This is a genomic window from Bradyrhizobium denitrificans, assembly GCF_013179005.1.
GTDB classification, from domain to species: domain Bacteria; phylum Pseudomonadota; class Alphaproteobacteria; order Rhizobiales; family Xanthobacteraceae; genus Bradyrhizobium; species Bradyrhizobium denitrificans.
In genome coordinates, this window is sequence record NZ_JABFDP010000015.1 from 187,507 (window position 1) to 200,228 (window position 12,722).

General features: G+C 65.1%; 12 protein-coding genes and 1 pseudogene. 4 read left to right on the forward strand and 9 right to left on the reverse strand.

Translation table 11 applies throughout. The annotated features are described in order from the left end of the window. Positions 1 to 165 precede the first annotated feature (165 nt). Both HL671_RS18395 and HL671_RS18400 read left to right on the forward strand, forming a co-directional pair. A complete protein-coding gene (locus HL671_RS18395) occupies positions 166 to 783 on the forward strand; it encodes a TetR/AcrR family transcriptional regulator (RefSeq protein ID WP_012041869.1) in 618 nt (205 codons plus the stop codon). 118 nt (positions 784 to 901) lie between these two features. Continuing rightward, positions 902 to 2,377, forward strand: a complete 1,476-nt coding sequence (locus HL671_RS18400) for a M81 family metallopeptidase (RefSeq protein ID WP_172237313.1) — start codon at positions 902 to 904, stop codon at positions 2,375 to 2,377. Positions 2,378 to 2,870: 493 nt separating this feature from the next. Here the strand turns inward: HL671_RS18400 and HL671_RS39145 are convergent, their stop codons facing one another. The 4 genes and pseudogenes from HL671_RS39145 to HL671_RS18420 form a co-directional block, all read right to left on the reverse strand. Beyond that, on the reverse strand, positions 2,871 to 2,960 hold the full coding sequence (locus tag HL671_RS39145) for a hypothetical protein (protein ID WP_417903709.1): 90 nt from the start codon (positions 2,958 to 2,960) through the stop codon (positions 2,871 to 2,873). A gap of 55 nt (positions 2,961 to 3,015) precedes the next feature. After that, positions 3,016 to 3,115 (reverse strand): annotated as a pseudogene (locus tag HL671_RS39150) (porin); the annotation flags it as partial. A gap of 79 nt (positions 3,116 to 3,194) precedes the next feature. After that, entirely contained in the window at positions 3,195 to 4,832 is a 1,638-nt protein-coding gene (locus HL671_RS18415) for an MFS transporter (RefSeq protein WP_172237316.1), read from the reverse strand. Continuing rightward, positions 4,819 to 5,952 carry an HlyD family secretion protein gene (locus HL671_RS18420; protein WP_172237319.1) on the reverse strand — a complete coding sequence of 378 codons (1,134 nt, stop codon included), beginning with the start codon at positions 5,950 to 5,952 and terminating at the stop codon, positions 4,819 to 4,821. The genes HL671_RS18415 and HL671_RS18420 overlap by 14 nt, the downstream gene beginning before the upstream one ends. A gap of 292 nt (positions 5,953 to 6,244) precedes the next feature. Here HL671_RS18420 and galE point away from each other — a divergent pair, with 292 nt between their 5' ends. Then, on the forward strand, positions 6,245 to 7,240 hold the full coding sequence (galE, locus tag HL671_RS18425; protein ID WP_012041873.1) for a UDP-glucose 4-epimerase GalE: 996 nt from the start codon (positions 6,245 to 6,247) through the stop codon (positions 7,238 to 7,240). Positions 7,241 to 7,273: 33 nt separating this feature from the next. Here galE and HL671_RS18430 read toward each other — a convergent pair whose 3' ends face one another. The 3 genes from HL671_RS18430 to HL671_RS38395 all read right to left on the reverse strand — a co-directional run bounded on the left by HL671_RS18430 (position 7,274) and on the right by HL671_RS38395 (position 9,801). Beyond that, a complete protein-coding gene (locus tag HL671_RS18430) occupies positions 7,274 to 7,546 on the reverse strand; it encodes a hypothetical protein (protein ID WP_012041874.1) in 273 nt (90 codons plus the stop codon). Between the two features lie 139 nt (positions 7,547 to 7,685). Next, a complete protein-coding gene (locus HL671_RS18435) occupies positions 7,686 to 9,194 on the reverse strand; it encodes a sensor histidine kinase (protein WP_244424387.1) in 1,509 nt (502 codons plus the stop codon). Between the two features lie 376 nt (positions 9,195 to 9,570). Then, positions 9,571 to 9,801 carry a hypothetical protein gene (locus HL671_RS38395; RefSeq protein WP_246579486.1) on the reverse strand — a complete coding sequence of 77 codons (231 nt, stop codon included), beginning with the start codon at positions 9,799 to 9,801 and terminating at the stop codon, positions 9,571 to 9,573. 21 nt (positions 9,802 to 9,822) lie between these two features. Here HL671_RS38395 and HL671_RS18440 point away from each other — a divergent pair, with 21 nt between their 5' ends. Then, positions 9,823 to 10,395: a Crp/Fnr family transcriptional regulator gene (locus HL671_RS18440; RefSeq protein ID WP_307769061.1), complete on the forward strand. Its 573-nt coding sequence runs from the start codon at positions 9,823 to 9,825 to the stop codon at positions 10,393 to 10,395. Positions 10,396 to 10,415: 20 nt separating this feature from the next. On the opposite strand, the gene HL671_RS18445 is transcribed toward HL671_RS18440, so the two are convergent. Both HL671_RS18445 and HL671_RS18450 read right to left on the reverse strand, forming a co-directional pair. Continuing rightward, complete coding sequence (locus tag HL671_RS18445) at positions 10,416 to 11,168, reverse strand: Crp/Fnr family transcriptional regulator (RefSeq protein ID WP_172237340.1); 753 nt, start codon at positions 11,166 to 11,168, stop codon at positions 10,416 to 10,418. Positions 11,169 to 11,474: 306 nt separating this feature from the next. After that, on the reverse strand, positions 11,475 to 12,686 hold the full coding sequence (locus tag HL671_RS18450) for an acyltransferase family protein (protein WP_246705889.1): 1,212 nt from the start codon (positions 12,684 to 12,686) through the stop codon (positions 11,475 to 11,477). Positions 12,687 to 12,722 lie beyond the last annotated feature (36 nt).

Genomic DNA, 12,722 nt, shown 5'->3' on the forward strand with positions numbered 1-12,722 from the left:
CGCTACAAATGTGGCGCTGGCAACTCGTTCGCAAGAGACTTATGTATCGGATGCTACGAAAATCCTAGATGGAACTTTGGCGACTGCGACAGATCAAAGAAATGGCTAGGAATCGCAAATAGATAAAAATCTGGTGGGGCGGCGACGGGAACAGGAGTTTTGCAAATGGCCATCGGACGTCCGAGGACATTCGATCGTGACACCGCGCTGGACCAGGCGATGGAGGTGTTCTGGCGGCATGGCTATGAGGGCGCGACCATCGCCCAGCTCACCGAGGCCATGGGCATCAACCCGCCCAGCCTCTATGCCGCGTTCGGCAGCAAGGAGGCCCTGCTCAAGGCCGCGCTCGATCGCTACACCGCGCGCCGCGAGGCCTGGATGGAAGAGGTGCTGAGCGCGCCGACCGCCCGCGAGGTCACCGCGCGGATGCTGATGGGCGTGGCCGAGAAGCAGACCGATCCGTCCAATCCGCCCGGCTGCCTGCTCGTGCAGGGCGGCCTCGCCTGCGGCTCCGGCTCGGCGAACGTGCCGTTCGAGCTTGCTGCCCGCCGCGCCCAGACCGAGGAGCAGCTCCGGCACCGCTTCGAACGGGCGAAGGCCGAAGGCGATCTGGCCGAAGCCGCCGATCCCGCCGCGCTCGCCCGCTACGTCTCCGCCGTCATCACCGGCATGAGCGTGATGGCGTCCTCCGGCGCCGACCGTGAGGCCCTGGCGCAGGTGGCCGAAGTGGCGATCAGGTCGGTGGAGGAGCAGTCGGTACGCGCCCCCATCGCCGCGAACTGATTGATCTCATGCGCTGGGCGACGGGCGCTCTGCCGTCGCGCTGTCTTGTGCTCCTGGACGCGATGCGATCCCCTGCGGCCGCATTCATCGTCATTGCGCGAACCAAGAGCCATTCTTCATGCGTGTCTTCTCCGCTGCCCTCGCCACCGAGACCAACACCTTTGCGCCGATGCCGACGGGGCTCGCCACCTTCCATGAGCGCGCGTATTTCCCGGCCGGGCTGCATCCGGACAAGATGCAGATGCATGGCGGGCCGCTGTGGGCGGCGCGGCAGGTCGGGCCATCGAAAGGCTGGACGCTGATCGAGGGCCTCGTGGCTGCCGCGGTCCCGAACGGGCTTGTCACCCGCGCGGCCTTCGAGACGCTGCGCGACCAGATCCTTGCCGATCTCAGGGCGGCGCTGCCGATCGACATGGCGCTGATCGGCCTGCACGGCGCAATGATCGCCGACGGCTATGACGATTGCGAGGGCGAGCTGCTGTCGCGCATCCGCGAGATCGCAGGCCCTGATGTCGTGATCGGCGCCACGCTCGATCCGCATGTCCATATGAGCGAGCTGATGGTCAAGAGCGCGGATCTCCTGATCTGCTGGAAGGAATATCCGCACACCGACATCCTCGAGCGCGCGCAGGACCTGGTGAAGCTCTGCACAGAGCTGGCCGAGAAGCGCCTCAAGCTGCGATCGGCGCTGGTCGATACCGACATGATCGTGACGCTGCACACGACGCGCGAGCCGGTGCGCAGCTTCGTCGACCGCATCACCGCGCTGGAAGGCAAGGACGGCATCGTCTCGGTGTCGATCGTGCACGGCTTCGGCTGGGGCGACACGCCTGCGATGGGCACCAAGGTGCTGGTCTATAGCGATGCCGCCGTCGATCCCGATGGCGCGAGGGCGCAGGCGCTGGCACGGAAGCTCGCCGACGAGCTGATCGGCATGCGCGAGGCCGTCACCGAACGCATGCCGGGCGTCGACGCCGCGCTCGACCAGGCCTTGGCCAAAGACGGCACCATCGTGCTCGGCGATGCCAGCGACAATCCCGGCGGCGGCGCGCCCGGCGATTCCACCTTCATCCTGCGCCGCGTGCTCGAACGAAAGATCGAGAACGTCTGCGTCGGCCCGATGTGGGACCCGATCGCGGTGCGCATCGCCTTCGATGCCGGCATCGGCGCAAAACTGCCACTGCGCATCGGCGGCAAGATCGGACCGCTGTCCGGTGATCCCGTGGATGCGACCTGGGAGATCAAGGCGCTGAAGGAGAACATGGTGATGACGGGGCTCGCCGGCACGCCGGCCAAGCTCGGTGATTGCGCGCTGATCGCGACCGCTGGCGTCGAGGTCGTCATCACGACATTCCGCTGCCAGGCCTTCGGCAGAGACTTTTTGACCCAGCTCGGCTGCGATCCGGCGACGCGCAAGCTCGTCGTGGTGAAGTCCGCGCAGCATTTTCGCGCCGCCTTTGCGCCGATCGCGGCCGACATCATCATGGTCGATGCGCCCGGCGTGGTCGCGCGCGACGTGACGACGTTGCCATACCGAAAGATCAAGCGTCCGAAATGGCCGCTCGATGAGCTGCTGCAACCCACACGCGCATGATGTCCCACAGTGCGACGCTGCCCACCGTGACGTTAAAGTTCGGAACGCGACTGGAACGAACCGCGCCCGAATCAGCTGCGCATCACGGTATGGCGTTTGTTCACGGCTAGATGTCGCGGTATGCCGTTGCGACCTACGATATCCAGACGTTGCGAGGGAAAGCTGCGTCTGGCCCGGTCGCCAAAGGGTTAAGACGGCCTGCCGCAGCGCTCATGGGACGATGTCCCATCGTGCAACGCTGCGGATTGCGACGTTAACGTCCGGAACGCGGCCGGAACGAACCGCGTCCGAATCGGCTGCGACTCACGATGCCCGTTTCGTTCACGGCCAGATGTCGTACGTCGCGGCGAGCGCTCACTACATCCAGCGGACGTACGCGCTGCCACGATGGCTGCGGCCCGCCATTCGTAAACGCAAAGGCCCGACTTGTGCTGGGCCTTTTGTCGGCGAGGCTTGTCGTGCCACGCACAGAAGCGGGCTTCAGAACGCCACCTCAGAACGCCACCTGGGTGCGGAAGCCGGCCGCGTCAAACTTCGAGTCGGTGTTGAGCGCGCTCGTCGCGCGCGCCTGCCGTGCGACCATGAAGCGGATGGCGCCGCTGACATACCAATTGAGGCCGGCGGTGTGGATATTCTGTCGGCCAGCGGCGATGCGCGCTCCATGACGAGGATGTCGTTCGAACTGGTCGCCTCGTCGAGCGTCCATGGCACGTCCATGATGCCGCCCTCGATTGCCAATCCGGCCGCCGAGCGGCAGCGAGCCGGCTACGGCACAGCGACTGACGAGTTCGTCCTGGCGCCCGGCGTTGGAACTTATCTATGTAAATTTCGCCCGGAAGCGCCGCAGCCAATTCGTCCTGAGTCCCAACGGCGCTGGCGAGAACGGACCGGGCGGCGCGCGTGTGATAAGGGCGGTCAGCACCAGCGCGGCGATCGCCAGCCAGAAGCAGAGCCAGAACGCATCGAGATAAGCGAGCACATTGGCCTCGCGCTGAACCTGCGCGGCAAGGGTGCCGACCGCGCGGGCCTTGGCCAGTCCTGTCCCGTGGCTCGCGAAATAGCCGGTCAGCCGCTGCAGCGCGCGGGCGACGTCGACATCACCGCTCTGGATGTTGAGGCCGAGATAGGCCGAATGCACCTGCTCGCGCACCCGTAGCCAGGTTCCCATCAGCGCAACGCCGATCTCGGCGCCGCCGAGCCGCATGATCTGGATGTAGGCCGCAAACGACGTGGCGCGCGCCGGGTCGGAGTTCGACAGCGCGAGAATGATGATCGGCAGCAGGGTGAAGGCCTGGCCGAACGACTGCAACAGCACGATGACGATGAAGTCCTCGCGTGCCCAGGCATGGGTGAGCTGCGTGCCGAGCAGATTGGCGGCGGCAAAGGCGCCGAGGCCAAGCACGACCACGATGCGCGGATCGAGATGGCGCAACATCCAGATCGACAGCGGCACCAGCACGATCAGCGGCAGCGCGCCGTAGACCAGCAGCAGCGAGCCGCTCTGCTCGGGACGGAGCTGCGTGATCGTGGCGAGAAAATTGGGGACCAGCGAGGCGTTCGACAGGCTGGTGAGCGTGTACAAGAGAATCACGGCCAGCGACAGGCCGATATTGCGCGAGAACAGCACGTTGAAATGCGCCCATGGCTGCGGGGAGAGCGCCTCGTTGACGAGAAACAGCACGAACAGCACGGCGCCGCCGCCGAGCAGTGCCACCACGGTGCCGGATTGCAGCCAGTCGAGCCGGTTGCCCTGGTCGAGCCCGGCATAGATCATCGAAACCGCGCTGCCGAGCAGCAGCATGCCGCCCCAATCGGCGTTGCGCAGCAGCGTGCGGTTGACCGGCTCGGCGGGTGTGCCGAGATACACCATCAGCGCCATCAGCGGCGCCAGCACGACACCCTGCCAATACAGCCATTGCCAACCGAGATGCTCGACATAGAAGCCGACCAGCGAGGTCGACGTGTCCAGCGCGAAGCCGACGCGGATCGCATAGATCGAGATGGCCGGCAGCCACCAGCGGATCGGCAGGTTGCGGAAGATGATCATCAGGGTCGCCGGCACGAAGGTGCCGAGCAGCATGCCGTGCAGGATCGCGAGCACGATCAGGGTCGGATAGTCGCGCACGAACGGGATGATCAGGGAGAGCGCGGCATAGACCAGGCTGGGGACGCCGAGCACGCGGCGCAGGCCGAACACGGTCGCGAGCCAGGCCACCGCCGGCGCGATCAGGATCTGCGAGCCGATCGCGGCCGTCGACAGCCAGGCGCCCTCGTCGAAGCCGAGCGAGAACGCGCCGCGCAGATCGGGCAGGCCGACAGAGGTCAGCCGGCTGTCGAAATTGGCGAGGAACGAGCCGAGCAGGACGGCCCCGACCGCGAACAACGGGTGCGCCGCGAGCCCGCCGCGCGACAGCGGCCCGCGGTCCGTCTCGCCTGCATTCTCACTTGGCGCCATCGGTGCGGCCAGCGGTGTGGATATGGGTCACGACCGACATGCCCGGCAGCAGCCGCGCCAGCAGCGGCTGGTTCGGATCGAGGGCGATGCGCACCGGAATGCGCTGCACGACCTTGGTGAAATTGCCGGTCGCGTTGTCGGGCGGCAGCAACGCGAATTGCGAGCCGGAGGCCGGCGCGATGCGTTCGACGCGGCCATGCATCTGCTCGCCCGGGAACGTGTCGACGGTGATGTCGACCGGCTGGCCCGGCGCCACATGCGTGAGCTGCGTCTCCTTGTAGTTCGCGACGATGAAGACCTGCGGCAGCGGAACCACCGCGATCAGGCTGCTGCCGACATTGACGTAGTCGCCGGCCTGCACCTGGCGCTGTCCGACGACGCCGTCGAACGGCGCGGTGATCCTGGTATAGCCGAGCTTGAGGCGGGCGGCGGCGAGCGCGGCCTTGGCGCCGGCGAGGTCGGCGCCGCGCTGCTTCTTGGTGCCCGTCAGCACCTCAAGTTGATGGCGCTGCGCGGCAATCACTGCGCGGCTCGCGCGGACGTCGGCCTGCGCCTTGGCATAGGCGGCGGTGGCCTGCTCTAGCCGCTGCCGGGTGCCGGCCTCGCTCTGCGACAGCGATTGCTGGCGCTCCTCCTCCTGCCGCGCCTGCACCTCGGCGGCGCCGGCCGACACCTGCTGCGCCTCGGCTTGCGCAATCGTCGCATATTGCAGCTCGATCTGATTGCTCAGATTGTCGAGCGCCGCCTGCGCCGCTTCCACGGTGGCTTCGGCCTGCGACACCTGGGCCTCGTAATCGGCCGGATCGATCTGAATCAGCAGGTCGCCGGCCTTGACCCGCTGGAAGTCGCTGACCGCGACCTTAAGCACTTCGCCGGCGACGCGGCTCGACAACTGGGTGAGGTCGGCCCTGACATAGGCGTCGTTGGTGGTCTGGGTCGTGGCATTGCCGGTCCAGGCGTTCCAGCGCAAGGTCGCCAGCGCCACGAAGGCCAGCGCGACGATCACGGCGAGCAGCGGAATGGCCAGACGCGCCCATAGGCCTGCCGTCGGCGCGGCAGAGGACGGTGGTGTCGATGCCGTGCGTGATGCCGCGTCAACATTGCTCGATGTTTCGCTCACGACATGCCTCCCGCGCCGTCCAATGCTCGTCCCGCTAGTGGTAGCCCATTCTGCGCCGCGTGCCACCTTTACGCGCGGCTGGGAGGCATGCGCGGAAAGTTCAAACAGCCCAGCCTGCGCGATTGGAACCCGTGCGCGCGGCGGGCGATTGGACGTTTGATCAAGCCGATCCGGGCTTGCAGATTAACGACACGCGCAACCTGTACTTGGTGCTGGCGAGCGGCTGTTCTACTGTCCGGCATTTCGCGGGGCCGGCAGGTTTTCCGCGCCTCGATTAAGGATACAAAGAGTTATGGGTACGAAGGGCGCGATCCTGATCGCCGGCGGGGCCGGCTATATCGGGGCTCATTGCAGCAAGGCGGTCGCAGACGCAGGCTTTACGCCGATCTGTTACGACAATCTGACGTTGGGGCACCGCAGCTTCGTGCAATGGGGGCCGCTGGTGGTGGGCGACATCGCCGACAGCATCAAGGTCGCCAGCACGATCCGCCAATATGACGTCCAGGCTGTGATGCATTTCGCGGCATCCAGCGCCGTCGGGGAATCGGTCGCCGACCCGCAGAAATATTACCTCAACAACGTCGCCGGCACGCTCGGCCTGCTGCAGGGCATGCGCGAGGCGGGCTGCACCCGCTTGGTGTTTTCCTCGACCGGCGCGGTCTACGGCAATGCCGGGCGCGAGCCGATTCCGGAAAGCGCGGCGGGGCCGACGGTGAATCCCTATGGCCGCTCCAAATACATGATCGAGCAGATTCTGTCGGACTATCGCGCCGCCTATGGCTTCTCGGCGATTGCCCTGCGCTATTTCAATGCCTGCGGCGCCGACGCCTCAGGCGCGATCGGCGAGCTGCGCGACCCCGAGACGCATCTCATTCCGCGCGCGCTGATGGCGATCCTCGGCCATGTGCCCGATTTCGCGATCTTCGGCACCGATTACGAGACGCCGGACGGCACCGCGGTGCGCGACTACATCCATGTCGATGATCTGGCGGCGGCCCATATCGCGGCCATCGGACGCCTGATGGAGGGGCATCGCGGCGGCGCCTATAATCTCGGGACCGGCAGCGGCTATTCGGTGCGTGAGATCGTTGATGCGATCCGCAACGAGACCGGCGAGCAGGTGCCGCTGGTGTATCGCGAGCGCCGTCCCGGCGATCCGCCGGTGCTGGTGGCCGACCCGCGTCGCGCCGAGCAGGAGCTCGGCTTCAAACCCCGCCGATCCGATCTCGGCCATATCATCCGCTCGGCCTGGGCCTGGCACCAGAAGGCGCATCCGCGCATCGCGTGAGCGGTGGCGAGCTGAGCGCCGGCTGGCGCGGCCTTACGCCGCCGCTGGCGGCGTATGCGCGCGCTTGTCCATGAAGCCCATCTCCGCGTGCTCGTCGTCGACAGACCAGCGGCCGATCTCGGCGCCATCGCGGAAGAAATGGATGCTGTGGACCGGCGAGCGGACATCGTCGCCGCGAATCATCCGGAGCAGGTTCTGCGCCACGCGGCAATGGTCGCCGGGGAGCCTGAGGTCGAAGAATGCGTCGCCATAGCCCGGCAGGTTGGTGCCGGCCGAATCGCGAACTTCCATGCGCAACTGTGCCATGTTCGCATTCAACGTCAGCAACTCTTTCCGCCCGGTAAATGCCGAGGCGCCGGCGCGCGGGCGCTACGGCGTGACCATGTCGCGCACAACGGCGCGCGGCGCTGTGGTCTCCTTCCAGGTGGAATTGCTGAGGTCGACGCTAGACATTGGACTGTCCCCGCGACGGTGCCAGGAGCGTGGGATCTTCCGACGATGCCTCCGCGGTGATGGGTTCCGCCGGAGCACCAGCGGCGGCCTGGTGGACGATCGGTAGTTCGAACAGCACGCGCGTGCCGGTCGGCTGGTTCGCGCTGACCTTGAGACAGCCGTGGAGCTGCTGGACCATCCCGTTGATCATCCGGAATCCGAGGCTCGTGCGTGTCTGATCGATATCAAAACCAGCAGGCAGTCCGACACCCTGATCGGCCACGCTGAGCTGCAGGCAACCGCCGACGTCACGGGCGGAGATATCGATCGGCCCGTCCTGGCCAGGGTAGGCGTGTTTCACGGCGTTGCTGACCAGCTCATTGATCAGCAGGCCGAGAGGCACGGCAAGATCGGCGGGAAGCCGGATCGGGTCGGCGTCGCAGCGCAGGACATGCGCTCCTGCCACAAGTTGCAGCCGCTTGCAGAAGTCGGTGAGGAACACGTCGACGTCGATGGAGCCGATCCGGGACGCCCGCGACAGATGGTCATGAACCTGGGCGATGGCCGCCACGCGTGATCCTGCCTCGCCGAGGGCCTGTTTGGCTTCGACCGAGCCGGCCCCGAACGCTTGGACGCGGAGCATGGCAACGACGGAGGCGAGGCTGTTCTTGACGCGATGGCTCATTTCGCGCGTCAGCATGGCCTGATGATCCAGGGCTTCCCGAAGCCGGGCTTCCTCGTGCAGGCGCTCGATGGCGATCCCGACGATGTCGGCTGCTCGGGTGAGAAAGGCGGCGTCAGCCTCATCGAAGCGGCCGGGGTCCGGACTGCCGACCTGGAGCACGCCGAAATAGCCGCCACCTTGTCCACCGCGTTCGATCCGGACGCTGATTGATCTCTTGATGCTGCGATCGACCGGAAGCTGAGGGGTCTCGAAGCGGCCATCGAGGGAGGCGCGATTGCTGATGATGACGTCACCTGTCTCGAAGGCGCGTCCAGCCGATGACCTGCTATCCACGACGAACGCGACCTGTTTGATCGAGCCCGGCCAACCGTGTCCCGCACGCACCAACAGTCTCTGATCGGCCGTCATGAATTCCATCGCCGTTGCGAACGGTGCGTCGAGGCCCCTGGCGCAGAGCGCGATGACGCGCTGAAGAAGGATGTGGATGTCGCGGGTCTGTAACGCGATGCGGGCGAGTTCGGCGAGCACGGATTGCTTCGTGAGCCTGTCGTCGCGGAGTTCGTTGCGACCGCCTGCGCGCTCGAGAAAAACCGGAAAGGCGGAGCTTTGGCTCGAATGTTTCAACACGCGTAGTCTCCCAAAAGGAACGCACCCCGATTCAGAGATCCCTCGTTGCTGGCTGGCGATTACGCTTTGACAGCGTGCGCGCATTCTGTTGGCGGCGTCTTGTGGAGTCTGAGCAAAAGCGGACAAGCCCCGAATTTTGTGGAACCCCGCGCCGAAGCAGGGGAGCGGGTGCTGGTCGTCCGTGCGGACGGATGTGTCGCGGCCGATCATCGAGGCACGATTTTGCGCTGCTCGGTGGTGTGGCCCACCGACAGCGAGCGGCGAGCCATGTGACAGATGGAACCCGTCGAAGGGGGGCATTCCTGTCCAGATCCGTCAACGACCTCAATTTCAGCCGGGAATGCCTGCGCCTGGCGGCGGAATTCACGCAGCTTGCGCGTGATTCGCTCGATCCGGAGTTGCAGACGCATTGCCTGCGTATGGCCGCCTTCTGGACCGACCGGGCGGCCGGAACACCGGGCGACGGCTCCGACGATCCGGCGCAATAATATCGACACGGAGGTGGAAGGCGCGAATCGAGAATAGAATACCGGTTGCGATCGTCGGCTTGTGAGCAATTGTGCTCAGATCTGCCGGACGAGAGCGCTCAAACAGGGGGATCGACGTGCGGTGCCGCCTCGGCGCCGTGGTCTCCGTCCCTTCCTGGCTGTCTGGCAACGTTGGAATGATCAAAGCGCAAACTGACCGCGATCTCCGGAGCAATCAGCTGCTCGATGCCCTGGCGCCGGAGAGCCGTCGCCGTATCGATCCACACCTCGAGCCCGTCGACTTCAAGCTCGGCGCCGTGGTCTGCGAGGCCGGTGGACCGCTCCGGCATGCCTATTTCCCAAGAGGATCGGTGCTGTCGCTGTTGACCGTGCTGGAGAACGGCGATGCCATCGAGACCGCCAATATCGGTCGCGAAGGGGCGTTCGGCCTGTTCGCCGCCATGTACAGTCGGACCTCGTTCAACCGCTGCATCGTGCAGCTCGAGGGCCATACCGTCCGGTGTCCGATCGAGCTCCTGCAGCACGAGTTCGACGACAGCGAGCACGTGCGCAATCTCTTTGTCAGCTATTCGGAGACGCTGCTGTCCCAGGTTCAGCAGACGGTCGCCTGTAACGCCATGCATGCGACAGAAGAGCGCATCTGCCGATGGCTGCTGATGATGCACGACCGGGCCGAAGGAGCGGTGCTTCCTTACACACACGAGTTCCTGTCGCAGATTCTCGGAGCCAATCGCAAGTCCGTGACGCTTGCCGCGCAATCCATGCAGGCGGCCGGACTGATCAGCTATCGTCGCGGCACGATCCAGGTGTTAGACCGGCGCGGTCTCGAGCAGGCGTCGTGCGAATGCTATGCCATCGTCAAGCAACGTTTCGATGCCTTCCTGAAACCACCGGCGTCGGCGGTACGGAATCAGTTGCTATGATGATTGTGGCGCCGGATGAATCATAAGCCCTTCAGCGTACCTTTGCCTTCCACCGACTTCACGCCCGCAATATGCGGTTGGTCGTGCAGAACGACGTTCAGCAGCGAACTGTGGATCACGAGGTGGCCGTTGTAGTCGATGAAGCCCATCTTGCGGAACTTGTTCATGAAATGACTAACGCGCGAGCGCGTGGTACCGATCATGTCGGCCAGCATCTCCTGGCTGACCTTCGCGATGACCCGCTGCGGCTTGCCGTCATTGCCGAAATTGGCCAATAGCAGCAGGGCCCGCGCGAGGCGCTTCTCGCTCGAATTGAACAACTGATCGATGAGATCGGCCTCGACGCGGATCGTGCGGGCGAGAATGTGCGACACGAACACCTCGGAAAACGCCGGCTGCTCCCGCAGGGTCTTCAGCGCGACGGGCTTGGTGATCCGCAGGATTTCGCTGTCCGTGATGGCCGTCGCTGCCGAGAGCCGGTGAGACTGGCCGGCCAGGCACCCCTCGCCGAAGAAGTCGTCCTGTCCGAGCAGCGCAATGACCGCCTCCTTGCCCTGCTCGGAATGGACGACGATCTTGACCGTGCCGGAGACGATGTAGAACAGCACATCCGCTGCGGCGCCTTGCGAAAAGATCGGCTGGTCCTTGCGATACTTCCCGACTGTGCGGCCTGGGCCATCGGTTTTCAGAAATACCGACGGATCGAAAGTGAGTTTTGGCTTGGTCGACGGCTTTGCGGCCGTCGGCGATTTTGCAATGAGTTGTTTCGCCATGCGTTCTCCCGGGTGAAACGCGAGAGCTGGTGACTCCAAGGCCGGACCGCGGCGTCGGAGTGGCGCAGGCGTGAATGTAATTATAGCGCCTTTGTCGACCACTTGATAGCGCGGCGATACTATCCCGGCGCTGGTACACGCGGTAGTTTAGGGTTCCGGTGATCGGGCGGGGGGACCACTTAGTTAATGCACGCTATCCGGAAAAGCCGGTCGGCGACAACGCTTCGCGGCGATAGAGTTCGACCCTGAGCTTGTGACTTAGACGTTTCAAGGGCCGCGGCGGACGTCGGAGATCCGGGACACGGCTCAACCCGATGCTGGCCCTGCTGCGGCGTTGCGCGGTGCGCCGTCGGGCTGGGGACGCCGGCCGTTCAGGAGCCAGCCGATGATCGTGCCGCGCACCAGCAGGTGATAGCTCGCCAGCATCGGCGGCATCGCAACCAGCAGGATCAGCGCGTATTTGGCCGGCCACGGCCAGTCGAACTGCGAGACCGCCAACTGCAGCGCCATCACGATCGGCATATGGATGAGATAGAGCCAATAGGATGCGTCGGCGAGGTAGCGCCGCGTGCGGCTGAAGCCGGCCATGAAGCGCAGCGCCAAGCCGATCGCGGCGAAGCTCGTCGTCCAGATCGCCAGCGCATAGGCGATGGCGCCGGCAAGCCTGATCATGGGGAGACTGACCGGCGCCGCGACGACATGCGTCGCGACCATCGACACGGCGAATGCCAACCCGTAGCTCAGCGCGATCAGGCCAATCGCCATGGCGGTGTTGAGCAGGCAGCGCCGTTCCAGCTGGCGCAGCAGCCCGATCTGCCGGTGCAGCAGCCAGCCCACGGCAAGGGCGCTGCCATAGGCGATCCAGGCCTGACCGTTGGTGATCAGCGATTGGTCCGGCGTACGGATCCCGATCCAGCCGACCCATTTCGGATCGAGGCTGATCGCAAGCCCGATCGGCAGAGCAAGGATTGCGGGCGCAAGCCGGCTTGTCATGATCGCCGCGAACAGCCGATCGATAGCCATGCGAATCCGGCCGGCGCGGTCGATTGTGACCACGCCGGTGCGCAGCAGCAGCGCGGCGGCATAGAGCTCGATCAGCACGTAGAGAAACCACAGATGGGTCAGCGGAAAGCGCGGCAGGACCGGCGGCCAACCGGCCGCGCCGGGCAGCGGTCCGCCATGCGGAAACTGGCTTGCCCAGATCACCGACACGGCCATCGGCGCAAACACGATCGGCCACGCCACCACCAGCGGCAGCGCGATTCTAAGCAGGCGATCCTTGATGAACCCCGGCGTTCCGCGCCGGTGAAAGCTCATGCGGGCGAAGAAGCCGGCCATTAGAAAGAAGGTGGTCATCCGAAACACGTGGATGGCGAAGGTGACGCCGCTCAGGACCAGGCTCTGATGGGTGTCCTCGATGAACCAGAATCGTGTGGGAGACGGCAGGAACGACATCGCGGCATGCAGGACGATGCCGAGCAGGAGGGCAAAGGCTCGGACGGCATCGAGGGCGTGCAGGCCTTAGATTATGCGTCAAGTGTCCTGTTAGCTGGA

What these genes read in the sequence shown, in the direction of transcription:
- HL671_RS38395 (WP_246579486.1), bottom strand. Translation starts at nt 9,801, where the DNA reads ATGCCGGAGCGGTCCACCGGCCTCGCAGACCACGGCGCCGAGCTTGAA.
- HL671_RS18415 (WP_172237316.1), bottom strand. Translation starts at nt 4,832, where the DNA reads ATGGCGCCAAGTGAGAATGCAGGCGAGACGGACCGCGGGCCGCTGTCG.
- HL671_RS18395 (WP_012041869.1), top strand. Translation starts at nt 166, where the DNA reads ATGGCCATCGGACGTCCGAGGACATTCGATCGTGACACCGCGCTGGAC.
- HL671_RS18430 (WP_012041874.1), bottom strand. Translation starts at nt 7,546, where the DNA reads ATGGCACAGTTGCGCATGGAAGTTCGCGATTCGGCCGGCACCAACCTG.
- HL671_RS18435 (WP_244424387.1), bottom strand. Translation starts at nt 9,194, where the DNA reads ATGATCGGCCGCGACACATCCGTCCGCACGGACGACCAGCACCCGCTC.
- HL671_RS39145 (WP_417903709.1), bottom strand. Translation starts at nt 2,960, where the DNA reads ATGGTCGCACGGCAGGCGCGCGCGACGAGCGCGCTCAACACCGACTCG.
- galE (WP_012041873.1), top strand. Translation starts at nt 6,245, where the DNA reads ATGGGTACGAAGGGCGCGATCCTGATCGCCGGCGGGGCCGGCTATATC.
- HL671_RS18400 (WP_172237313.1), top strand. Translation starts at nt 902, where the DNA reads ATGCGTGTCTTCTCCGCTGCCCTCGCCACCGAGACCAACACCTTTGCG.
- HL671_RS18445 (WP_172237340.1), bottom strand. Translation starts at nt 11,168, where the DNA reads ATGGCGAAACAACTCATTGCAAAATCGCCGACGGCCGCAAAGCCGTCG.